The sequence below is a fragment of the Citrobacter sp. Cpo147 genome, assembly GCF_030332405.1.
Lineage (GTDB): Bacteria > Pseudomonadota > Gammaproteobacteria > Enterobacterales > Enterobacteriaceae > Citrobacter > Citrobacter portucalensis.
In genome coordinates, this window is the sequence record NZ_JAOWHX010000034.1 from 236,252 (window position 1) to 259,325 (window position 23,074).

A 23,074-nucleotide genomic window follows, 5' to 3' on the forward strand; every position below is an offset into this window, starting at 1 on the left:
TTTGCGCTACTTATGGCTGAAGCTGGCATTTTACGCTGTGCGCTTTAACGTTCATGGTATTAATCGCTCAGATATGCAGCATTAATTTAGAAAGTTTGAATAAATTGCATAAATGTTAATCACCAAATGTTGCGAAATATGAAGATGTTTATTCTGGCATAGTACGCGTAGCACAAATTTCCCTGCTGAAAATGTCCTTCCGCACTTTTTTTAATCTTTGTTTGTGAATTCTCACCGTTGGCGTAAATCACGGTGACCTGTATTGACGTTTTCACATTCTGTTGACAGATTGTAGGGTATGAGGGGCATTTCATGGAGAATCCGCACTGCAACTCAGTCGCTTATGTGAACGGAATCCCCATCCTCTTAACGCCGACCCGGCCGGGTAAAAAACAAAAAAGGCCAGGCGGTGCAAACCCACTGCAAAGGGTAAAACAACAAACATCACATTTGGAGCAGAAGAATGAGTATTTCCTTGAAGAAGTCAGGGATGCTGAAGCTTGGTCTGAGCCTGGTGGCTATGACCGTCGCAGCAAGCGTACAGGCTAAAACTCTGGTTTATTGTTCAGAAGGATCTCCTGAAGGCTTTAACCCGCAGCTTTTCACCTCTGGCACCACCTATGATGCCAGCTCCGTACCGATCTATAACCGCCTGGTCGAGTTCAAAACCGGTACGACTGAAGTGATCCCGGGCCTTGCTGAGAAGTGGGAAATCAGCGAAGACGGCAAAACCTACACCTTCCACCTGCGTCAGGGCGTGAAGTGGCAGGACAACAAAGAATTTAAACCGACGCGCGATTTTAACGCCGATGACGTGGTGTTCTCTTTCGATCGTCAAAAAAATGCCCAGAACCCGTACCATAAAGTCTCTGGCGGCAGCTATGAATACTTCGAAGGGATGGGTCTGCCGGATCTGATCTCCGAAGTGAAAAAAGTGGACGATAAAACCGTTCAGTTCGTGCTGACTCGCCCGGAAGCGCCGTTCCTGGCTGACCTGGCGATGGACTTCGCTTCTATTCTTTCCAAAGAATATGCTGACAACATGCTGAAAGCCGGTTCTCCGGAGAAAGTGGATCTGAACCCAATTGGTACCGGTCCGTTCCAGCTGCAGCAGTACCAGAAAGACTCCCGTATTCTGTATAAAGCATTCGAAGGTTACTGGGGCACCAAGCCGCAGATCGACCGTCTGGTCTTCTCCATTACGCCTGACGCTTCCGTGCGTTACGCCAAACTGCAGAAAAACGAGTGCCAGGTGATGCCGTACCCGAACCCGGCAGACATCGCGCGCATGAAGCAGGATAAAAACATCAACCTGATGGAACAGGCGGGTCTGAACGTTGGCTACCTCTCTTTCAACACCGAGAAGAAACCGTTTGATGACGTGAAAGTCCGTCAGGCGCTGACCTACGCGGTAAACAAAGAAGCGATCATCAAAGCGGTTTATCAGGGCGCTGGCGTTGCCGCGAAAAACCTGATCCCGCCGACTATGTGGGGCTATAACGACGACGTTAAAGACTACACCTACGATCCTGAGAAGGCCAAAGCGCTGCTGAAGGAAGCTGGTCAGGACAAAGGCTTTACCGTTGAGCTGTGGGCTATGCCGGTACAGCGTCCATATAACCCGAACGCACGTCGTATGGCAGAAATGGTTCAGGCTGACTGGGCGAAAATTGGCGTTCAGGCCAAGATTGTGACCTACGAGTGGGGCGAGTATCTGAAACGCGCCAAAGCGGGTGAACATCAGGCGGTGATGATGGGCTGGACCGGCGACAACGGGGATCCGGACAACTTCTTCGCCACCTTGTTCAGCTGTGCGGCAGCGAAAGACGGTTCCAACTACTCTCGCTGGTGCTACAAGCCGTTTGAAGACCTGATCCAGCCAGCGCGTGCGACCGACGATCACAACAAACGTATTGAACTGTACAAGCAAGCTCAGGTTGTTATGCACGACCAGGCTCCGGCTCTGATTGTTGCTCACTCCACCGTGTACGAACCAGTGCGTAAGGAAGTGAAAGGCTATGTGGTTGATCCATTAGGCAAACACCACTTCGAAAACGTCTCTGTCGAATAATTAAAAGCAATTAAGGAAGCGCTGCGCCCCGGTGATGTGTAGGCCGGATAAGCGCAGCGCCCTCCGGCGTAATGCTTTACCCGCGATGCAGTTTGCGTGGGATAAGATTTGTGAGCAATACAGACTCACGGTTCCAGGCCGTGCGTCATTAGAGAGAATCCGGGTTATGTTGCAGTTCATTCTCCGACGTTTGGGACTCGTCATCCCCACGTTTATCGGTATCACTCTTCTCACCTTTGCCTTCGTCCATATGATCCCCGGCGATCCGGTTATGATCATGGCGGGTGAGCGTGGGATCTCCCCTGAGCGTCATGCTCAACTGTTGGCTGAACTCGGTCTGGATAAGCCGATGTGGCAGCAGTACCTCCACTATATCTGGGGGGTTATGCATGGTGATTTAGGTATCTCACTGAAAAGCCGCTTACCGGTGTGGGAAGAGTTCGTACCTCGCTTCAAAGCAACGCTGGAACTCGGCGTCTGCGCGATGATTTTCGCCGTCGCAGTGGGTATCCCAGTGGGTGTACTTGCTGCCGTTAAGCGCGGCTCTATTTTCGATCATACCGCCGTTGGCCTGGCGCTGACCGGTTACTCCATGCCGATTTTCTGGTGGGGCATGATGCTGATCATGCTGGTTTCCGTGCAGTGGAACCTGACGCCAGTTTCTGGGCGGGTGAGCGACATGGTGTTCCTTGATGATTCCAATCCGCTAACCGGCTTTATGCTTATCGACACCGCCATCTGGGGTGAAGAGGGCAACTTTATTGATGCGTTGGCGCATATGATCCTGCCTGCGATGGTGCTGGGTACCATTCCTCTGGCGGTCATTGTGCGTATGACCCGTTCATCGATGCTGGAAGTGCTGGGTGAAGATTACATCCGTACCGCGCGCGCCAAAGGCCTGACCCGTATGCGCGTCATCATTATTCACGCTCTGCGTAACGCGATGCTGCCCGTGGTGACCGTTATCGGCCTGCAGGTTGGTACGTTGCTGGCCGGGGCGATCCTGACCGAGACCATCTTCTCGTGGCCGGGACTGGGGCGCTGGCTGATCGATGCGCTGCAACGCCGCGATTATCCGGTGGTGCAGGGCGGGGTGCTGCTGGTCGCGACGATGATTATCCTCGTCAACCTGCTGGTAGACCTGCTGTACGGCGTGGTGAACCCGCGTATTCGGCATAAGAAGTAAGGGGCCATCATGTCACAGGTTACTGAAAATAAAGTTATTGCTGCACCGGTGCCGATGACTCCGTTGCAGGAGTTCTGGCACTATTTTAAACGCAACAAAGGTGCGGTTGTTGGGCTGGTGTACGTTGTGGTGATGATCCTGATTGCGGTCTTTGCCAACGTCCTCGCACCCTACAACCCGGCAGACCAGTTCCGCGATACGCTGCTGGCTCCTCCCGCGTGGCAGGAAGGCGGTACCATGGCGCATCTGTTTGGTACTGATGATGTAGGCCGCGACGTGCTGTCCCGCCTGATGTACGGTGCGCGTCTGTCGCTGTTGGTCGGCTGTCTGGTGGTAGTTCTCTCCCTGCTGATGGGCGTGGTTCTTGGGCTGATCGCCGGTTACTTTGGCGGGATTGTCGATAACGTCATCATGCGTGTGGTCGATATCATGCTGGCATTGCCGAGCCTGTTGCTGGCGCTGGTGCTGGTGGCGGTATTTGGCCCCTCGATTGGCAACGCCGCGCTGGCGCTGACGTTCGTGGCATTGCCGCACTATGTCCGTTTGACGCGCGCCGCTGTGCTGGTGGAAGTTAACCGCGACTACGTCACTGCATCTCGCGTGGCGGGAGCCGGCGCGATGCGCCAGATGTTCGTCAACATTCTTCCTAACTGTCTTGCGCCGCTGATTGTTCAGGCGTCGCTTGGCTTCTCTAACGCCATTCTCGATATGGCTGCCCTCGGCTTCCTGGGGATGGGCGCACAGCCGCCTACGCCGGAATGGGGCACCATGCTCTCTGACGTTCTGCAGTTTGCCCAAAGCGCCTGGTGGGTTGTGACCTTCCCGGGGCTGGCGATCCTGTTGACGGTGCTGGCATTTAACCTGATGGGTGACGGTCTGCGTGACGCGCTCGATCCCAAACTGAAGCAGTAAGAGGTTCGAGATGGCGTTATTAAATGTAGATAAATTATCGGTGCATTTCGGCGACGTAGGTTCCGAATTCCGCGCCGTAGACCGCATTAGCTACAGTGTGAATCAGGGTGAAGTGGTTGGCATTGTAGGAGAGTCCGGCTCTGGTAAGTCCGTCAGTTCGCTGGCGATTATGGGACTGATTGACTACCCAGGCCGCGTTATGGCCGAAAATCTGGAGTTTAATGGTCGCGACCTGAAGCGCATTTCTGAGAAAGAGCGTCGCCAGTTAGTGGGCGCGGAAGTGGCGATGATCTTCCAGGACCCGATGACCAGCCTTAACCCCTGCTACACCGTCGGCTACCAGATTATGGAAGCCATCAAAGTGCACCAGGGCGGCAACAAAAAAACGCGTATTCAGCGGGCAATTGACCTGCTGACGCTGGTGGGGATCCCCGATCCGGCCTCGCGTCTGGATGTCTATCCGCACCAGTTGTCCGGTGGAATGAGCCAGCGCGTGATGATCGCGATGGCGATTGCCTGTCGTCCAAAACTGCTGATTGCCGACGAACCGACAACGGCGCTGGATGTGACTATTCAGGCGCAGATTATCGAGCTACTGCTGGAATTGCAGCAAAAAGAGAACATGGCGCTGGTCTTAATCACGCACGATCTGGCGCTGGTGGCTGAAGCGGCACACAAAATCATCGTGATGTACGCCGGTCAGGTAGTGGAAACCGGGGCCGCGCAGGATATCTTCCGCGCGCCGCGTCATCCTTACACCCAGGCGCTGCTGCGCGCGCTGCCGGAGTTTGCTCAGGACAAAGCGCGTCTGGCCTCACTGCCGGGCGTGGTTCCCGGTAAATATGACCGCCCGAGCGGTTGTTTGCTGAACCCGCGCTGTCCCTATGCGACCGACAAATGCCGCGCTGAAGAACCTGAACTGAACCTGCTGGAAGGCGGTCGTCAGTCGAAATGCCACTACCCACTTGATGATGCCGGGAGGCCTGGGCTATGAGTACGCAAAAGGCCGCTTTGCCACAGCCGCTGTTGCAGGCTATTGATCTGAAAAAACACTACCCGGTGAAAAAGGGTATGTTCGCCCCGGAGCGCCTGGTGAAAGCGCTGGACGGCGTCTCCTTTACCTTAGAGCGTGGTAAAACGCTGGCGGTGGTAGGCGAGTCGGGCTGTGGGAAATCCACCCTTGGCCGCCTGCTGACGATGATTGAAGTCCCGACCGGCGGTGAGCTGTATTACCAGGGACAGGATCTGCTTAAGCACGACCCGCAGGCGCAAAAGCTGCGTCGGCAGAAAATCCAGATTGTATTCCAGAACCCGTACGGTTCCCTGAACCCGCGTAAAAAAGTGGGACAGATTCTGGAAGAGCCGCTGCTGATCAACTCCACGCTCAGCAAAGAGGAGCGTCGTGAAAAAGCATTGGCGATGATGGCGAAAGTGGGGCTGAAAACCGAGCACTACGACCGCTATCCGCATATGTTCTCCGGCGGTCAGCGTCAGCGTATTGCCATCGCTCGCGGTCTGATGCTTGACCCGGACGTGGTGATTGCCGATGAACCGGTCTCAGCGCTGGACGTTTCGGTGCGTGCGCAGGTGCTGAATCTGATGATGGATTTGCAGCAGGAACTGGGGCTGTCATACGTCTTTATCTCGCACGACCTGTCGGTTGTCGAGCACATTGCCGATGAAGTGATGGTGATGTATTTAGGCCGCTGCGTGGAGAAAGGGACGAAGGACCAAATCTTCAATAATCCGCGTCATCCGTACACGCAAGCGCTGCTCTCCGCAACACCGCGTCTGAACCCGGACGATCGCCGTGAGCGTATCAAGCTGACCGGTGAACTGCCAAGCCCGCTGAATCCGCCGCCGGGCTGTGCGTTCAACGCCCGCTGCCGTCGTCGCTTTGGTCCGTGTACCCAGCTTCAACCGCAGTTGAAAGATTACGGCGGTCAACTGGTAGCTTGTTTTGCCGTTGACCAGGATGAAAACCCACAGCAATAAACCTGGGTTATGACCCGATAACCGGAGCCTTGTGCTCCGGTTTTTTTATATTTTCTCTTTACGTCCACAATGTGAGTCCTTTGGCAGAACATTATTCCACAGCGTCTAGAATGTAGTCAGATTTCCTCTAGTCACAGAAATATCTATTTCGCAGTTGCTAACTACCAGGAGCAAATGTGGTCACGATACGCTGGGATATTAAAACAATTGATCGTCTGTCGATGGTTGAGGATGTCCTGAAGGAATTTTCCTGCTGTGATATCAATATCATCTCCATGAAAGTGACGCCTGGGCGGATCCTGATTAAATCCTGGTGCCGCCAGCTACAGGATATTTCCTGTGTGCAATCCTGTTTAAGCCAGCGCGCCGATATTATTAATGTTGCTTATCTCTGTGAGGAGATAAGCGAGCTGTCAACGCCGGAGCCGGAACGCCCGCGCTATTTCTCTGACATTATTTGCAGCAGCCAGAGCATGCACGCGCTTATCGAAAAGGCGATAAAAATTGCCGACAGCAAATATACCGTTCTGATCCGTGGCGATACGGGGACTGGTAAAGAGCTGCTGGCCCGGGCTATCCATAATTCCGGGCAGCGACGTTTTTATCCGTTTATTCCGGTCAACTGCTCTGCGCTACCTGAGTCGCTAATGGAGAGTGAATTCTTTGGCTATGAGAAAGGGGCTTTCAGCGGCGCGGATTGTAAAGGCAAAAAAGGGCTGTTTGAAATGGCCGATAAAGGCACCCTTTTTCTCGATGAGTTTGGCGAAATGTCGCTGAGCTTACAGGCTAAACTCCTGCGCGTGCTTCAGGATGGCGGGATTCGGCGCGTTGGCGGGGCACATATTATTCCGGTCAATGTGCGCATTATTGTGGCAACCAATGCCAATCTGGAAGAGATGGTGGAACAACGTCTGCTGCGCGCCGATCTCTATTACCGCATCAACGTGCTTTCACTGACCATCCCACCTTTGCGCGAGCGCCCACAGGATATCAGCCTGCTGATTCGCCACTTTGTGCAGAAATACGCGAAGGAATTCCAGCGGCGGATCATTCTGGATAAAGCCTGTTTTGATGCCCTGCACCATCACACCTGGCCGGGAAATGTGCGCGAACTGGAAAATACCATTATTCGCCTGATGCTGATGGCCGAATCCGATGTTATTACGCGGGAAGAATTAGGGATGGTGAATTTGCCTGCCGTTGAGCGGGGCGCGACAGAACGTCCTTTTAAAGAGCAGGTTCTGTGTGCTGAACGCCAGCTCATTGAACAGATGGTGGAAGATAATGTGTCGTCACGGCATATTGCCAAAGCGCTGGGCGTGTCGCACACCACGGTGCTGAATAAAATTCGCGGCTATCAGCTGGAGAGTGTGGGTTAAGCGCCGCCAGCGTCTGACGGCGCGATATACGTGGGTTATTCAATCAGCTTCAATAAGGGCGACAGGCACAGCAGAATTCCGTACAGCAGGATCAACCAGGTTTTCAGCCCGCGTAGTTTTTCCAGTTGCGTTACTTTATAGATCAGGAAGAACGGAATAATACACGACACAATCCCGTAAAGCGGACTACCTAGCTGGAAGAATACCAGTACCGATACGCGAAATGACACCCAAATGACCAGAGTGATAACAATAAAGGTGCAAATACCCAGCGTGAGTACTAACGGATTAATTTTCTCAACGTCAATGACGCGGCTCAGAACGTTGAGAATAATACCTTTGATCGCCTCGTGGAATCCCAGATAAATACCAAAGAACGCGGTTAATACGGCGAAGATATTTAATACTGTTGAGGTGATATGAATAATCTGCCCAGGAATGACCTGAGCCGCCAGTGCCAGTGCGGAAATATTTTGTTCGAAAGCCGAAACGGCCTCTTCATGGCTAATAGAAAAGGTAAAAGAGAAGGAGAAAAACAGAATGACAGCAATCAGAGTAATGTAACTGATGCGATGCGTACGGATTGCCATACGCGTAGCCAGCACCCGATCCGTCACCCGTTTGCGGTAGGCGATGTTCATTGGGTTCAACACCTGAATAAACACCGCTGAGAAGAAGCAGAACGGGATGGTTAGCAGTACATCACGAAAGAAGACAGATGCTTCAGGGAAGGCGCTGATATTAGCGAAGTTCCAGTGCGGAACCATCGCAAAACCAAATACGATGATGATACCTACTTTGACCACCACCATCGGGCCGGAGATTTTGAACAGCAGCTTTTCTCCCCCGGAAGCAATGGCGACCAGCACGGCAAAAATGGCCACTTTATAGATTATCGACTGCGAAAGATCGGCCTCGGTCAAGCCGAAGGTTTTGATATATGAGGCGCTGTCAAAAACCACGGATAAGGAATAAATAAATATGCCGTGAATAATCATCAGAAAATAGATGACGCCAAGAAATACGCCCCAGTTTTTTCCCAGGTAATGACTTATAATATCCGTGTAGTCATTACAAGTTTCGCTTTCTGATAATGTCTTTAAATAAATATCCTGCACAATATAAGTTGCCGGATAAGCAATAATAAAGGCAACGATAAATACCCAAATGCCTGTTAAGCCAATTTGTACCGGCATCAGTACCGTTCCGGCACCAATGGCCATGCCGATGCACAGTAATACCCAGCCAAAATCGTATTTCGTAAACGGTATTTTTTTTGAGAATGGTACGGCGGTTGCTGTATTGTTGCTTAATTGTAATGTGTTGTCCTGCATAGAACCCCCTGCCCAAAATACACGTTCTCCCCGAAAGAGGATCACGCGTATTGCCAGACTGTTGTGCCTTGATTCTCAACAACCTGAACCGAACGGCGTCGGTTCAGGCCATATTGGTCAGAATGTTGCCTTTCTGATGGCGTGTTCAAGGTCGTTAATAATATCTTCTGGATCTTCAAGACCCACAGAAAGACGGATAAGCCCGTCGGTAATACCTGCTTTAAGCCGTTCCTCAGGTGCAACGGGCGAATGTGTCATAGACGCTGGGTGCTGAATGAGGGTTTCGGTATCACCGAGACTGACCGCGAGGAGGCACAATTCTACAGAATTGATCATCCGCCTACCAGCCTCGAGGCCGTCGGCGATTTCGAAGCTGATAATTCCACCTGGCAGGCTCATTTGCCGCTGGCCCAGCTCATACTGCGGATGCGAAGTCAGGCCAGGATAATACACCCGAGTAATGGATGGATGCCCTTCGAGGAAGCGGGCGATTTTCAGCGCATTTTCACAGTGACGTTCCATACGAATGCCCAGCGTTTTAACGCCGCGCAGTGTTAACCACGCATTGAAAGGACTCATGCAGCCGCCGGTGATATCTTTCAGGCCTACAAACCGCGCCTGGTCGATAAACTCCTGCTTACCAACAATGATACCCCCAATCACATCCCCGTGACCGTTGATATATTTGGTGACGCTGTGAACCACAATATCCGCGCCCAGTTGCAAAGGCTGCTGACAGTACGGCGACATAAAGGTGTTATCCACCACCAGCAATGCGCCCTGTTGATGGGCGATACCGGCCACCGTTTCAATGTCGACCAGCGACAGCGTTGGGTTGGCGGGCGTTTCGATATACACAACTTTGGTTTCTGGTCGCATGGCGGCGCGGATTTCTTCAGGCTTTGCTGCGTCGACAAAGCTGACGTTAATCCCAAACTTCGGCATGCTGTGCGACAAAAACGCGTGGGTGCAGCCGTAAATCGCGCTGGCGGAAACGATATGGTCACCCTGCTGGCAAAGCGTCAACAGCGTTGTGGTGATAGCAGAAATACCGGACGCGGTTGCCAACCCGGCTTCACCTCTTTCCAGTACAGCCAGCTTTTTCTCCAGCGCATCGGTGGTGGGGTTACCCAAGCGGGTGTAAATGTACCCGGACTCTTCGAGCGCAAAGCGGGCGGCACCTTGTTCGGCGCTGTCAAAAACAAACGTTGAGGTCTGGAAAATAGGCGTACTAAGCGCGCCAGTTGAAGGGTCGGGTTGTTGCCCCGCGTGAACGATCTGGGTGTTGAATCCGTAAGTACGACAGTCAGACATGATATCTCCTTTAATTCGGAACAGAACAGCTCACAGTCAAAATAGCAATCGCTGTGCCAGAAAATGAACTGATAGATATCAATGCGTTATGTTTTTGTCTGAACTAATGGTCGGCAGAAATGTTGCCAACTGGAAAGAATCTTTCCAGCGTGCTGGTGAGAAAATGGGTGAATTGCGAGGCGCTACGCAGAGCGCAATATTGCGCAGTGATATGGCAAGTGGGCTGCCGTAGAATCAGCGGCAAGCCGGGAATTCCCGGTGAGGCGCAATGTTGCGGGGGCTTGATCCCCGGCGGCATCGGTTGCTGGAAAGAGAAAACCCCCGCACGTTGTTCGGTATAAACCTGGCAACAAAACGGGGGCTGACTTGAACCTGAACAACTCAAGGATAGCCGTGAACAGTTGCCATTGCAACACAGGCGGCTATATGACGCTCGCACAGTTAGGCGTGGCCTTCTGGCACGATTTAGCGGCTCCAATCATCGCTGGCACCATTGCCAGCCTGATTGTGAGCTGGCTGCGTAACAGGAAGTAATGCGCTTTGTAGGCGTCTGCCTGCCGTGATGACAACATGCGCCCGAACCAGGCCGCAGGGGGCGACCTTGCGGCCTTTTTCGGCTTAAATGCAGATAAATCTCGTCGCCAGGTGCCTATCCTGTCGCGATAATGCACGCTGGGAAGTTTTCAGATACCGCCTCTCTTAATACCGCTACGATCGGGTATACTCTGACGGCAGTTTCGTCTATCCGTGGAGAGTCAGTTTGCGTGTCAGTCGCTCGTTAACAATTAAGCAGATGGCAATGGTTGCGGCCGTTGTTATGGTGTTCGTTTTTATTTTTTGCACCGTTTTGTTGTTCCATCTGGTCCAGCAAAACCGCTATAACACGGCTACGCAACTGGAAAGTATCGCTCGCTCCGTCCGTGAGCCTCTGTCGGACACTATCCTGAAAGGGGATATTCCCGAAGCGGAAGCCATTTTAAAAAGTATTCGGCCAGCGGGCGTGGTAAGTCGCGCCGATGTGGTGCTGCCCAATCAGTTTCAGGCGTTGCGGATGAGCTTTATCCCTGAACGCCCCGTTCCTGTTACGGTGACTCGCCTGTTTGAGCTTCCGGTACAAATTTCGCTGCCGATCTATTCCCTTGAGCGTTCAGCTAATCCGCAACCGCTGGCGTATCTGGTACTGCAGGCGGATTCGTACCGCATGTACAAATTCGTGATGAGTACGCTCTCGACGTTAGTGACCATTTACTTACTTTTGTCGTTAATATTGACCGTCGCCATCTCCTGGTGCATTAACCGCTTGATTGTGCACCCCTTACGTAAAATTGCCCGTGAGCTGAACGACATTCAACAGCAGGATCTGATTGGCTATCAACTGGCATTGCCGCGTCTACATCAGGATGATGAGATTGGTATGCTGGTGCGTAGCTACAATCTTAATCAGCAGTTGATTCAGCGACATAGCGAAGAGCAAAGCGACTTTGCAATGCGTTTCCCGGTTTCCGAACTGCCCAATAAGTCGTTTTTAATGGGGCTGCTGGAGCAGGTTGTTACCCGCCAGCAGACGACGGCGCTGATGATTGTCACCTGCGAAACCCTACGTGACACCGCGGGGGTGTTAACCGAAACTCAGCGGGAAATCCTGCTGCTTACGCTGGTCGAAAAACTCAAGTCGGTATTAGCCCCCAGGATGGTGCTTTCCCAGGTGAGTGGCTATGACTTCGCCATCATCGCCCATGGTGTAAAAGAACCCTGGCACGCTATTACTTTAGGTCAGCAAGTACTCACTATCGTTAACGAGCGATTACCTATTCAGGGTATTCAACTGCGTCCTACCTGCAACATTGGGGTAGCAATGTTCTATGGTGATTTGACCGCAGAACAGCTTTACCGCCGCGCCCTGTCGGCCGTGTTAACCTCGCGCCATAAGGGTAAAAATCAAATTCAGTTCTTTGATCCGTTACAGATGGAAGAGGCGCAGCAGCGTTTGACGGAAGAGAACGATATTCTCAGCGCGCTGGATAATCAGCAGTTCGCGCTTTGGATGCAGCCGCAGGTGGAAATGTCCAGCGGTAAGGTATTGAGCGCAGAAGCATTATTGCGGATGCAGCAGCCGGACGGAAGCTGGGAGCTGCCCGAAGGGTTAATCGACAGGATTGAGTCCTGCGGCCTGATGGTGACGGTTGGTTACTGGGTGCTGGAAGAGACGTGCCGCCAGCTGTCAGCGTGGCAGGAACGGGGTCTGATGCTGCCGCTGTCGGTGAATTTGTCCGCGCTACAGCTGATGCACCCGAGTATGGTCTCGGACCTGCTGGAGTTGTTAAACCGCTATCGCATCAAGCCTGGTACGTTGATCCTGGAAGTGACTGAAAGCCGACATATCGATGATCCCCACGCTGCGGTGGCCATTTTGCGCCCATTGCGTAATGCGGGAGTACGTATCGCACTGGATGACTTTGGCATGGGGTATGCGGGCCTGCGACAGCTGCAGCACATGAAGTCGCTACCGGTGGATGTCCTCAAAATCGATAAGATGTTTGTCGATGGGGTACCTGAGGATTGCAGCATGATCTCCGCCATCATTCAGTTGGCCCACAGCCTTAATTTGCAGATGATCGCCGAAGGTGTCGAATCCGAAGCGCAGCGTGAATGGCTATCACAAGCCGGGGTGGAAGTGGCACAAGGGTTCCTGTTTGCCCGACCGGTCCCGGCAAATATCTTCGAAGAACGTTATCTGGCGCCGGAAAGCGCTGATTACAAAAGTTAAAAAAGGTCTCGCTTGTGCGAGCCAGCTCAAAATTTTTAACATTTCTGTATCAATTATGATCCAGGTACATTTCTGTCAAGTTGTGTGGGTGTTACCTTAAGGCCGCAGGTTAAACAAAACCTTACAAGACCTGTGGTTTTTACTTTAAGGACACCCTATGAAAACCTCTATATTCAAAAGCCTTTACTTTCAGGTCCTGACAGCGATTGCCATAGGTATTCTCCTTGGCCATTTCTACCCTGAATTAGGCGCCCAAATGAAGCCGCTTGGTGATGCTTTCGTTAAGCTCATCAAGATGGTCATCGCACCTGTCATCTTCTGTACTGTCGTTACCGGCATTGCAGGCATGGAAAGTATGAAAGCCGTAGGCCGCACTGGCGCGGTTGCACTGCTCTATTTTGAAATTGTTAGTACCATTGCGCTGATCATCGGCCTCATCATCGTCAACGTGGTGCAACCCGGTGCCGGGATGAACGTCGATCCGGCGACACTGGATGCCAAAGCGGTTGCAATGTACGCCGAACAGGCAAAAGACCAGGGGATCGTAGGTTTCCTGATGGATATTATCCCGGCGAGTGTCATTGGCGCGTTTGCCAGCGGTAACATCCTGCAGGTATTGCTGTTTGCGGTAATGTTTGGTTTTGCGCTGCATCGTCTGGGCAGCAAGGGCCAGATGATTTTCAACGTGATTGAAAGTTTCTCGCAGGTTATTTTCGGCATCATTAATATGATCATGCGCCTGGCGCCGATCGGTGCTTTCGGTGCTATGGCCTTTACCATCGGTAAATATGGCGTCGGAACGCTGGTGCAACTGGGTCAGCTAATCATCTGCTTCTACATCACCTGTATTCTGTTTGTGGTGCTGGTGCTGGGTTCAATTGCCCGCGCAACTGGCTTCAGTATCTTTAAATTCATCCGCTATATCCGTGAAGAACTGTTGATCGTTCTGGGGACTTCTTCTTCCGAGTCCGCGCTGCCGCGTATGCTCGATAAGATGGAAAAACTGGGCTGTCGGAAGTCGGTTGTCGGATTGGTTATACCCACGGGCTACTCGTTTAACCTTGATGGGACATCAATCTATCTGACAATGGCGGCGGTGTTTATCGCTCAGGCAACCAACAGCCACATGGATATCTTCCATCAGATAACCCTGCTGGTGGTGCTTCTGCTCTCCTCAAAAGGTGCAGCGGGTGTGACCGGGAGTGGCTTTATTGTTCTGGCCGCGACTATCTCTGCGGTGGGTCACTTGCCGGTTGCTGGTCTGGCGTTGATTCTTGGTATTGACCGCTTCATGTCTGAAGCCCGTGCGCTGACCAACCTGATTGGTAACGGTGTTGCAACTGTTGTTGTGGCTAAATGGGTGAAAGAATTGGATACCAAAAAGCTGGATGACACGTTGAATAATCGTGCGCCGGATGGCAAAACGCACGATTTATCCTCTTAATCTCGTCACTTATGCCCGTAGTCCCTTCCAGGACTGCGGGCGTTTGCGCATAATTACCCCCTGTGCCTGAAACCGTCGATTCGGCGGCTCGGGATTTTTTCACTTCTTCCGTGACATTTTTATGTTCTCGCGGTCTAACACGAAGTGTTTTTAACGTCATATTCAGAGAGTCCTTTCGAGGGCTGTCTTTTTATTTCCAGGATAGTTGATCAGGGGTTCACATGCAGGGCACAAAAATTCGACTTTTAGCGGGCGGCTTGCTGATGATGGCCACTGCCGGCTATGTGCAGGCAGATGCGCTCCAGCCTGATCCAGCATGGCAACAGGGCACGCTGGCAAATGGTTTACAGTGGCAAGTGTTAGCCACTCCCCAGCGCCCGAGCGACCGTATTGAGGTTCGCCTGCTGGTTAATACCGGTTCACTCACCGAAAGTGCGCAACAGAGTGGTTTCAGCCATGCGATCCCGCGTATCGCGCTGACGCAAAGCGGTGGCCTCGATGCCTCGCAAGCCCGTTCACTGTGGCAGCAGGGGTTCGATCCCAAACGTCCCATGCCGCCGGTTATCGTTTCCTATGATTCCACGTTGTATAACCTCAGTCTGCCTAACAGCCGTAACGATCTACTGAAAGAGTCACTTTCTTATCTGGCGAATATCTCCGGTAAACTGAGCATTACCTCTGAAACGGTCAATCATGCGCTGAATAGCGAAGATATGGTTGCAACCTGGCCGTCAGATACCAAAGAAGGGTGGTGGCGTTACCGTCTGAAGGGATCAACCCTGCTGGGGCACGATCCCGCCGATCCGTTGAAAACGCCTGTAGATGCGTCGAAAATTCAGTCTTTCTACCAGAAATGGTATACCCCGGACGCGATGACGCTGATCATCGTCGGTAACGTTGATGCACGCAGCGTAGCTGAGCAAATCAATAAAACCTTTGGCGAGTTAAAAGGAAAACGCGAAACGCCTGCACCGGTACCCACGCTCTCTCCGCTGCGAGCAGAAGCCGTGAGCATTATGACCGATGCGGTACGCCAGGATCGCCTGTCTATTATGTGGGATACGCCGTGGCAACCGATCCGTGAATCTGCCGCGTTATTACGTTACTGGCGCGCTGATTTAGCGCGTGAGGCGCTGTTCTGGCACATTCAGCAAGAGCTAACCAAAAACAATGCCAAAGACATTGGCCTCGGATTTGACTGCCGGGTGCTGTTCCTGCGCGCGCAGTGCGCGATTAACGTTGAGTCGCCGAACGATAAGCTGAACGCCAATCTGGGTACGGTTGCGCGTGAGCTGGCGAAAGTGCGTGATAAGGGACTGCCGGAAGAAGAGTTCAATGCGCTGGTAGCGCAAAAGAATCTGGAACTGCAGAAGCTGTTTGCCACCTATGGTCGTACCGATACCGATATTTTGATCAGCCAGCGTTTGCGCTCGCTGCAAAATCAGGTGGTGGATATTGCGCCTGAACAGTACCAGCGTTTACGCCAGAGCTTCCTCAACAGCCTGAGCGTTGAGATGCTGAATCAGGACCTGCGTCAGCAGCTATCGCAAGATATGGCGTTAATTCTGCTGCAGCCGAAGGGCGAACCTGAATTCAATATGAAGGATCTGCAGGCGACGTGGGATAGCATTATGGCGCCCGTTACCGCAGCGGCAACGTCTGTTGAAACGGATGAATCACACCCTGAAGTGACGGATATCCCGCCTGTACAGTAAAGGGTATCGTAACCTGTAGGCCGGGCAAGCGAAGCGCTCCCGGCTTACCCAGTGCCGGATGCGGCGTTAACGCCTTATCCGGCCTCCAGGAACAATAAATTATTGCGGCATGGCGTCGCGGGGGATAATCGCCCCACGATGCTGAATGACGGTGCTTGCCGTCAGGTGGCCTCGTTTTGCGGCTTCGGCGGCATCGCCACCGGTCAGACGGACCGCCAGATACCCGGCGCTGAAGGAGTCTCCGGCCGCAGTGGTATCGATCACTTTCTCTTTCGGCAATTTAACGGCCGGAATGTCGATCAGTTCTTCGCCTGCAATGGAAACCAGGCAAGAGTCTGCGCCACGCTTCACAACCACTTCCTGTACGCCAGCCGCGTGAGTACGGGCAATTACCTCGGCAACGGGTTTTTCACCCCACAGTGCGTCTTCATCGTCCAGCGTCAGGAATGCGATATTGGTGCATTCCAGCATTTGCTGATACACCTGCTGGGTTTCTTCTTTGCTGCTCCACAGACGTGGGCGGTAGTTATTGTCAAAAATGACTTTTCCACCGTTGGCACGGCATTCACGCAGCAACGACAGCAGCTTGTCACGACTTGCCGGGCTTAAAATCGCCAGGCTGATTCCGCTCAGATACAAGTAGTCAAATGTCGCCAGCTCTTCGCAAATCGCGGCAGACTGCTCGCTCTCCAGCCAGAATTTTGCGGCGGCTTCATTACGCCAGTAATAGAAGGTGCGCTCGCCAGTGCTGTCGGTCTCAATGTAGTAGAGACCCGGCAGGCGGTTTTCCATGCGCTGGGTTAATGAGGTGTCCACGTTTTCACCCTGCCAGGACTCCAGCATTTGTTGGCTAAAACTGTCGGTACCCAGTGCAGTCACATAGTGTACGGAAAGTGCCGCCGCATCGACCTGACGGGCGATATAAACGGATGTATTCAACGTGTCGCCACCGAATCCGCGCTGAACGTCAGCGCCTTTCTGTGACAGCTCAATCATGCATTCGCCAATCACGGCAATCTTTCTGGACATAGTCGTAACCTGCTCTGAAAAAAATTAGCGTTAGTGTGCGCTGTGGGTGTTAAGTGGTCAACTATATTAAAACATCGTTCCATTATTTTTTTGAGCCAGCACGTGTTCTGCGTCGTTTTTTGCCGCTTAGTTTCTATTTTGCGTACGGCTGAACGTAAAGTTCTGCGCCTGAGCGCCGATAACCTTTGACGAGTCCGGTCAGTCACACTCTTATTTACAGGACATCTCAGATGATAAAGCAGGTTACCCAGCAGCTCATTACGCCCGATGCGAGTATTGAAAGCTTGCTGGAAAGACGCTATTGGCTGCAGTGCGAGCGTGCTTACACCTACCAGCCAATTTACCAGACCAACGGACGGCTGATGGCCGTTGAACTGCTGACCGTCGTGAGCCATCCTGATAACCCTTCCCAACGTATTGCACCAGACCGCTATTTTGCTGAAGTGGCTGTACGGCATCGTGTTGATGTAGTGAAAGAGCAACTTCTGCAGCTTGAGCTGAAAGGGGGCTTTTTCAGAGCCAACAACCTGCTGGCTTCTGTGAACGTCGACGGACCAACGCTCATTGCGATGCGTCAGGATCCCGAAATCCTGAAAATCATTGAAGGCCTGCCGTGGCTGCGTTTTGAGCTGGTGGAACATATCCGCTTGCCGAAGGGGGCGTCGTTCGCCTCAATGTGCGAGTTCGGTCCGCTCTGGCTGGATGACTTTGGTACCGGAATGGCGAACTTCTCGGCGCTTAGTGAAGTGAGTTATGACTATATCAAAGTGGCGCGGGATCTGTTCGTCATGCTGCGCAAGACGCCGGAGGGACGTAATCTCTTCACACTACTATTACAGCTCATGAACCGCTATTGCCGCGGTGTCATTGTCGAAGGCGTTGAAACGCTGGAAGAGTGGCGTGATGTGCAAAACTCACCGGCTTTCGCGGCCCAAGGCTATTTTCTCTCTCGTCCAGTGCCCCTGGATACCCTCGAAGACGTAATTCTGTCACTTTGATGAGGGCGTAGCGCACCTCCTTTTCATCCTGCTGGACTATCTTTAGGACAGGCAAGGAAGGAAGTAAGGAGGTTAGACATGACGAGAACAGGTAAAATAACCACTTCAGTAATAGGGGTTTTCTTGTTGTTGATCGTCGTACTCATCATTGTGATTGCGACATTTGACTGGAACCGGCTCAAACCGACCATCAACCAGAAAGTCTCTACAGAACTCAACCGGCCCTTTGCTATACGGGGTGATCTGGGTGTGGTTTGGGAACGCCAGAAGCAGGAAACTGGCTGGCGTAGCTGGGTTCCGTGGCCGCATGTTCATGCTGAAGATATCATCCTCGGCAACCCGCCGGACATTCCCGACGTCACCATGGTGCATCTCCCGCGCGTTGAAGCTACGCTCGCCCCGCTGGCACTGCTGACAAAAACTGTCTGGCTCCCGTGGGTCAAGCTGGTCAAACCCGATGCGCGGCTGATCCGCCTGTCGGAGAAAAACAATAACTGGACCTTTAACTTAGCTGGGGACGAAAACCGCGATCCTGATGCGCCGCCATCCGCATGGTCTTTCCGGCTGGATAACATTCTGTTCGACCAGGGACGTATCGCCATTAACGATAAGGTGACGAAGTCGGAGATTGAGATCCTGGTCGATCCGCTGGGTAAACCGTTGCCCTTTAGCGAAGTGACCGGCGCAAAAGGTAAAGAGAGCAACGCCCGCGTCGAGGACTACGTGTTTGGGCTGAAAGCGCAAGGGCGATATAACGGCGAACCGCTAAGCGGTAGCGGAAAAATAGGCGGAATGCTTGCGCTGCGTGGCGAAGATACGCCTTTCCCGATTCAGGCTGATTTCCGTTCGGGCAATACGCGCGTAGCGTTTATCGGCACGATAAACGATCCGATGAACATGGGCGGGGCGGATCTGCGGCTTAAATTCTCGGGAGATTCGCTAGGGGATTTGTACGATTTGACCGGCGTACTGCTCCCGGATACGCCGCCGTTTGAAACCGACGGACGTCTGGTGGCGAAAATTGACCCGGAAAAATCCTCTGTTTTTGATTATCGCGATTTCAATGGCCGTATTGGCGACAGCGATATTCACGGAACGCTGGCCTACACCACCGGTAAGCCGCGACCCATGCTGAAGGGTGATGTGGAATCACGCCAGCTGAGGCTGGCCGATTTGGGGCCGCTGATCGGGGTGGATTCAGGTAAAGGGGCGGAACGGGCAAAACAATCTGAACAGCGCAAAGGTGAGAAGAGCGTTCAGCCTGTGGACAAGGTCTTGCCGTATGACCGTTTTGAAACCGATAAATGGAACGTGATGGACGCTGACGTGCGTTTCAAAGGACGGCGTATTGAGCATGGCAGTAGCCTGCCGATCAGCGATCTCTCCACTCATATCATCCTGAAAAATGCCGACCTGCGCCTGCAACCGCTGAAATTTGGTCTTGCGGGAGGCAGCATTGTCTCCAGCATCCATCTGGAAGGAGATAAAAAGCCGATGCGGGGGCAGGCGGATATTCAGGCGCGGCGGCTGAAGCTAAAAGCGCTGATGCCCGATGTGGAACTGATGCAGAAAACGCTCGGTGAAATGAACGGGGACGCCCGGTTTAGCGGAAGTGGAAACTCGGTAGCGGCGCTGCTGGGTAACAGCAATGGCAACCTGAAACTGCTGATGAATGACGGCTTGATCAGCCGGAATCTGATGGAAATTGTGGGCTTGAATCTGGGGAACTATCTTGTCGGGCAGATATTTGGTGATGACGAAGTGCGGGTGAACTGCGCGGCGGCGAATCTGGATATTGTTAACGGCGTGGCGCGTCCGCAGATTTTTGCTTTCGACACGGAAAACGCAGTCATTAATGTCACTGGTACGGCGAGCTTTGCGTCGGAGCAACTGGATTTAACCATCGATCCGGAGAGCAAAGGGATTCGTATTATTACTCTGCGTTCGCCGCTGTATGTTCGCGGCACCTTTAAGAATCCGCAGGCTGGCGTGAAGGCCGGACCGCTGATTGCGCGCGGTGCGGTTGCTGCCGCATTAGCCACGTTAGTCACTCCTGCGGCGGCCTTGTTGGCGCTGATTTCGCCGTCAGAGGGTGACGCGAATCAGTGTCGGACGATCCTGTCACAGATGAAGAAGTGATGTCTGGCCGGATGTTTATCCGGCCTGGATTTCATGCTCAACGTAGGCCGGATAAGGTGGTTACACCGCATCCGGCAAAAGAATCACAACGACTGATGGCGGGTTTCGTGGGTCAACAGCAGTGCAATCAGCGTTAACGCCGCCATCGATGCCAGATACGTACCGACAGCCGCCAGACCATAATTCGCCTGCAACCATGCGGCGATGTATGGGGCAACCGATGCGCCGAGAATTGACGAAACGTTGTACGAGAACGACGCCCCCGTATAGCGCACTTCGGTCGGGAACAGCTCCGGCAGCAGTGCGCCCATCGGGCCAAATGTCAGACCCATCAGGCTTAAGCCCAGCAACAGGAAGGCGAACACCAGCACCGGATTGCCAGAGCCGAGCAGCGGTTTAAAGGCAAACAGCGCAAACAGAATGATCAGCGTGGTGATGATAAGCATGCTCTTGCGGCGACCAAACGCATCGGCCAGCAGGCCCGCCACCGGTACCATGACGCCAAAACCAATGACCGCCATCATCAGCATCCACAACACTTCATTACGCGGCAGGCCAAGCCCTACAGGCGCTGCGGCGGTACTGAACGTCATCGAATAGACGGTCATGATATAGAACAGCGTATAGGTCGCCAGCATGATGAACGTGCCGAGGATCGTCACGCGAACATGTTTTGTCAGTAGAGTACCCAGCGGGATTTTCACCTGTTTTTTCGCCGCGGCTACTTTGGCGAAGACCGGGGATTCATGCAACGAAACGCGGACGTACAGACCGATAATCACCAGCACAGCGGAGAAGATGAACGGTACGCGCCAGCCCCAGCTCATGAACTGTTCGTCGGTCAGCAGCCAGGAGAGCAGCAGAAAGGTACCGTTGGCGAAGAAGAAACCGATAGGCGCGCCCAGCTGCGGAAATGATCCGTACAGCGCGCGTTTGCGCGGTGGCGCGTTTTCCGTCGCCAGCAACGCTGCACCGCCCCATTCACCGCCCAGACCTAAACCCTGACCAAAACGCGCCAGAGCCAGCAGCAGCGGGGCGAAAATGCCGATAGTTTCATAGCCCGGCAGCAGGCCAATGACGACTGTCGAGATCCCCATTGTGAGTAGTGAAGCAACCAGCGTGACTTTACGGCCGACGCGATCGCCGAAATGTCCGAACACCGCGGAACCGATAGGTCGGGCCACAAAGGCGATAGCAAAAGTGGCGAGGGACTGTAGCGTAGCCGCGGTCGGATCCCCCTGCGGGAAGAATATATGGGGAAACACGATCACCGCGGCGGTGGCGTAAATATAGAAGTCGAAGAACTCAATGGCGGTGCCAATGAGCGAGGCGACGACAACTTTATTGCGCGAGTTGACCGGGGTGTGTTCCTGTTCGTTGTCGAGTGTTGTGGCTGTTGCTTGCATAATATTTTCTTATTTTTGGCCGAACGAAAGGTCATATTACGCACAGCAAAAGAGACATTTCAATCTGTAACAAACTTTGAGATCGGTCAAAAATAGAGCAAAAAGGGGATAATTTTTAGGCTTGAGATTTCACTTCCATGAAATGCTTCACACAATTTAAAACTTGGATGATAAAACCAGTTTCTGGTTAAATAAAAGTTACGGGTTGGATTTATTCACTAAATCAGTGAGAGCAGGCGGCATTATAATTGTCGGATGGCTACGCTGATCCGGCCTACAAAACTCTCCCGTAGGCCGGATCAGCGTAGCGCCATCCGCCATAAATGATGAATTAGCGGTGGGTTTTCCCCGGCATACGCGGGTCGTCTTTGTATTCCGCTGTGGCAATCCAGGCTGCGCAAAACAGGGTCAGACGAGCGAAGAAGTAGAAGAACGCCATCAGTCCAAGCACGGAACCAAATGCCGCGCCTGACGGCGACTGCACCAGTGATGGCAGCGTATACGTCATGATCATTTTGATGACTTCAAATCCTAGTGCCGCGATAAAGGTACCGCGTATGAGCGCTTTCTTACGCGGTCGGTGACGCGGTAGCCGCCAGAAAATCCAGAAGAACAGCAGGTAGTTGGCGAAAATAGAGATGGTCAGGCCGATCAGCCGCCAGGCGGGTTTCAGCCATTCGATACCGTCGAGATACAGCGCAGAGATAATCATCTGCTGGGCGGAACCGGCGATAGAGGTAATGGACAGAGTAACAATCAGCGCAACCAGTAAGCCAATCAAGGAAACAAAATCACGCAGATATTTGACCCAAATTTTTTCCTGATCCTGCGGCGTACGTTCCCAAACATCCCGCGACTGGGCACGAATCGCTTCGCGCAGGTTCCCCATCCAGTTAATGCCGGAATAGAGCGCGATGCCAAGCCCTACCAGACCTACAGTGGTACGTTGCTGAACGGCGGTATTGATGGTGTTTTTCAGCGTAGAAGCGAGCGTCGGATCGCTGACGTTCAGCAAAATCTTGTTGAAGATATCCTGCAACAGCGTAGGGTGCGAAGCGAGAATAAAACCCGCGGCGGCAAACGACACCATCAGGATTGGGATCATCGACAGAAACGAGAAGTAGGTAATGGCGGCACCAAACTGATTTCCCATACGATCGTTAAACCGCTCTGCGGCACGAATAAGATGGGCGATGATGGGCTGACGTTGAATTTTATCGGCGAAGGTCAGAGCCGTTTTCAGCGCCTGGTTCGCTTTAGCGTTTTTCTCCGGCTCGGCGGAGGCTGGTTTATGTTCTGGCGTAGGGTGTTTTGCGTCTTGTTCCTGCGTCATCCGATCGGTTGTCCTTATTTTGTTCACTCATGACATTATAGCCTGCTCAGGG

The 23,074-nt window shown here is 52.8% G+C and carries 18 protein-coding genes; 13 read left to right on the forward strand and 5 right to left on the reverse strand.

The annotated features are described in order from the left end of the window. Positions 1-312 precede the first annotated feature (312 nt). The 7 genes from OGY06_RS16490 to OGY06_RS16520 all read left to right on the forward strand — a co-directional run bounded on the left by OGY06_RS16490 (position 313) and on the right by OGY06_RS16520 (position 7,543). Complete coding sequence (locus OGY06_RS16490) at positions 313-549, forward strand: hypothetical protein (protein ID WP_162604169.1); 237 nt, start codon at positions 313-315, stop codon at positions 547-549. Then, complete coding sequence (dppA, locus tag OGY06_RS16495) at positions 464-2,071, forward strand: dipeptide ABC transporter periplasmic-binding protein DppA (protein WP_003827414.1); 1,608 nt, start codon at positions 464-466, stop codon at positions 2,069-2,071. The genes OGY06_RS16490 and dppA overlap by 86 nt, the downstream gene beginning before the upstream one ends. Positions 2,072-2,237: 166 nt before the next feature. Beyond that, positions 2,238-3,257, forward strand: coding sequence for a dipeptide ABC transporter permease DppB (dppB, locus tag OGY06_RS16500; RefSeq protein WP_003827415.1), 1,020 nt, complete (start codon positions 2,238-2,240; stop codon positions 3,255-3,257). A 9-nt stretch (positions 3,258-3,266) separates the two neighbouring features. Continuing rightward, positions 3,267-4,169, forward strand: a complete 903-nt coding sequence (gene dppC, locus OGY06_RS16505) for a dipeptide ABC transporter permease DppC (RefSeq protein WP_003024315.1) — start codon at positions 3,267-3,269, stop codon at positions 4,167-4,169. A 10-nt stretch (positions 4,170-4,179) separates the two neighbouring features. Next, a complete protein-coding gene (gene dppD / locus OGY06_RS16510) occupies positions 4,180-5,163 on the forward strand; it encodes a dipeptide ABC transporter ATP-binding protein (protein WP_003024317.1) in 984 nt (327 codons plus the stop codon). Further along, positions 5,160-6,164, forward strand: coding sequence for a dipeptide ABC transporter ATP-binding subunit DppF (gene dppF / locus OGY06_RS16515; protein WP_003827418.1), 1,005 nt, complete (start codon positions 5,160-5,162; stop codon positions 6,162-6,164). The genes dppD and dppF overlap by 4 nt, the downstream gene beginning before the upstream one ends. Positions 6,165-6,340: 176 nt before the next feature. After that, the gene (locus OGY06_RS16520; protein ID WP_003827420.1) at positions 6,341-7,543 is read left to right on the forward strand and encodes a sigma-54 interaction domain-containing protein; all 1,203 of its coding nucleotides are present in this window, start codon (positions 6,341-6,343) and stop codon (positions 7,541-7,543) included. A 35-nt stretch (positions 7,544-7,578) separates the two neighbouring features. Here the strand turns inward: OGY06_RS16520 and OGY06_RS16525 are convergent, their stop codons facing one another. Both OGY06_RS16525 and megL read right to left on the reverse strand, forming a co-directional pair. Continuing rightward, entirely contained in the window at positions 7,579-8,877 is a 1,299-nt protein-coding gene (locus tag OGY06_RS16525) for an aromatic amino acid transport family protein (protein ID WP_003827423.1), read from the reverse strand. A gap of 117 nt (positions 8,878-8,994) precedes the next feature. Beyond that, complete coding sequence (megL, locus tag OGY06_RS16530) at positions 8,995-10,191, reverse strand: methionine gamma-lyase (protein ID WP_003827424.1); 1,197 nt, start codon at positions 10,189-10,191, stop codon at positions 8,995-8,997. A 426-nt stretch (positions 10,192-10,617) separates the two neighbouring features. On the opposite strand from megL, the gene OGY06_RS16535 reads away from it, so the two are divergent. From OGY06_RS16535 to OGY06_RS16550, 4 genes are all read left to right on the forward strand, one after another. Then, on the forward strand, positions 10,618-10,725 hold the full coding sequence (locus OGY06_RS16535) for a type I toxin-antitoxin system toxin Ldr family protein (protein ID WP_003827426.1): 108 nt from the start codon (positions 10,618-10,620) through the stop codon (positions 10,723-10,725). Positions 10,726-10,951: 226 nt separating this feature from the next. Continuing rightward, entirely contained in the window at positions 10,952-12,958 is a 2,007-nt protein-coding gene (gene hmsP / locus OGY06_RS16540; protein WP_032934148.1) for a biofilm formation regulator HmsP, read from the forward strand. Positions 12,959-13,115: 157 nt separating this feature from the next. Beyond that, positions 13,116-14,402: a C4-dicarboxylate transporter DctC gene (gene dctA, locus OGY06_RS16545; protein ID WP_003827429.1), complete on the forward strand. Its 1,287-nt coding sequence runs from the start codon at positions 13,116-13,118 to the stop codon at positions 14,400-14,402. A 221-nt stretch (positions 14,403-14,623) separates the two neighbouring features. After that, entirely contained in the window at positions 14,624-16,117 is a 1,494-nt protein-coding gene (locus tag OGY06_RS16550; protein ID WP_003827432.1) for a M16 family metallopeptidase, read from the forward strand. 99 nt (positions 16,118-16,216) lie between these two features. Here OGY06_RS16550 and kdgK read toward each other — a convergent pair whose 3' ends face one another. Beyond that, positions 16,217-17,146: a 2-dehydro-3-deoxygluconokinase gene (gene kdgK, locus OGY06_RS16555; RefSeq protein ID WP_003827433.1), complete on the reverse strand. Its 930-nt coding sequence runs from the start codon at positions 17,144-17,146 to the stop codon at positions 16,217-16,219. A gap of 230 nt (positions 17,147-17,376) precedes the next feature. Here kdgK and pdeH point away from each other — a divergent pair, with 230 nt between their 5' ends. Together pdeH and OGY06_RS16565 are read left to right on the forward strand one after the other, a co-directional pair. After that, entirely contained in the window at positions 17,377-18,144 is a 768-nt protein-coding gene (pdeH, locus tag OGY06_RS16560; protein WP_003827436.1) for a cyclic-guanylate-specific phosphodiesterase, read from the forward strand. 78 nt (positions 18,145-18,222) lie between these two features. Then, on the forward strand, positions 18,223-20,283 hold the full coding sequence (locus OGY06_RS16565; RefSeq protein ID WP_003827437.1) for an AsmA family protein: 2,061 nt from the start codon (positions 18,223-18,225) through the stop codon (positions 20,281-20,283). A gap of 83 nt (positions 20,284-20,366) precedes the next feature. Here the strand turns inward: OGY06_RS16565 and OGY06_RS16570 are convergent, their stop codons facing one another. Beyond that, positions 20,367-21,689 (reverse strand): MFS transporter, encoded by a 1,323-nt coding sequence (locus OGY06_RS16570; RefSeq protein ID WP_003023312.1) that lies wholly within the window; start codon positions 21,687-21,689, stop codon positions 20,367-20,369. Between the two features lie 331 nt (positions 21,690-22,020). Further along, complete coding sequence (gene yhjD / locus OGY06_RS16575; protein ID WP_003827439.1) at positions 22,021-23,022, reverse strand: inner membrane protein YhjD; 1,002 nt, start codon at positions 23,020-23,022, stop codon at positions 22,021-22,023. Positions 23,023-23,074 lie beyond the last annotated feature (52 nt).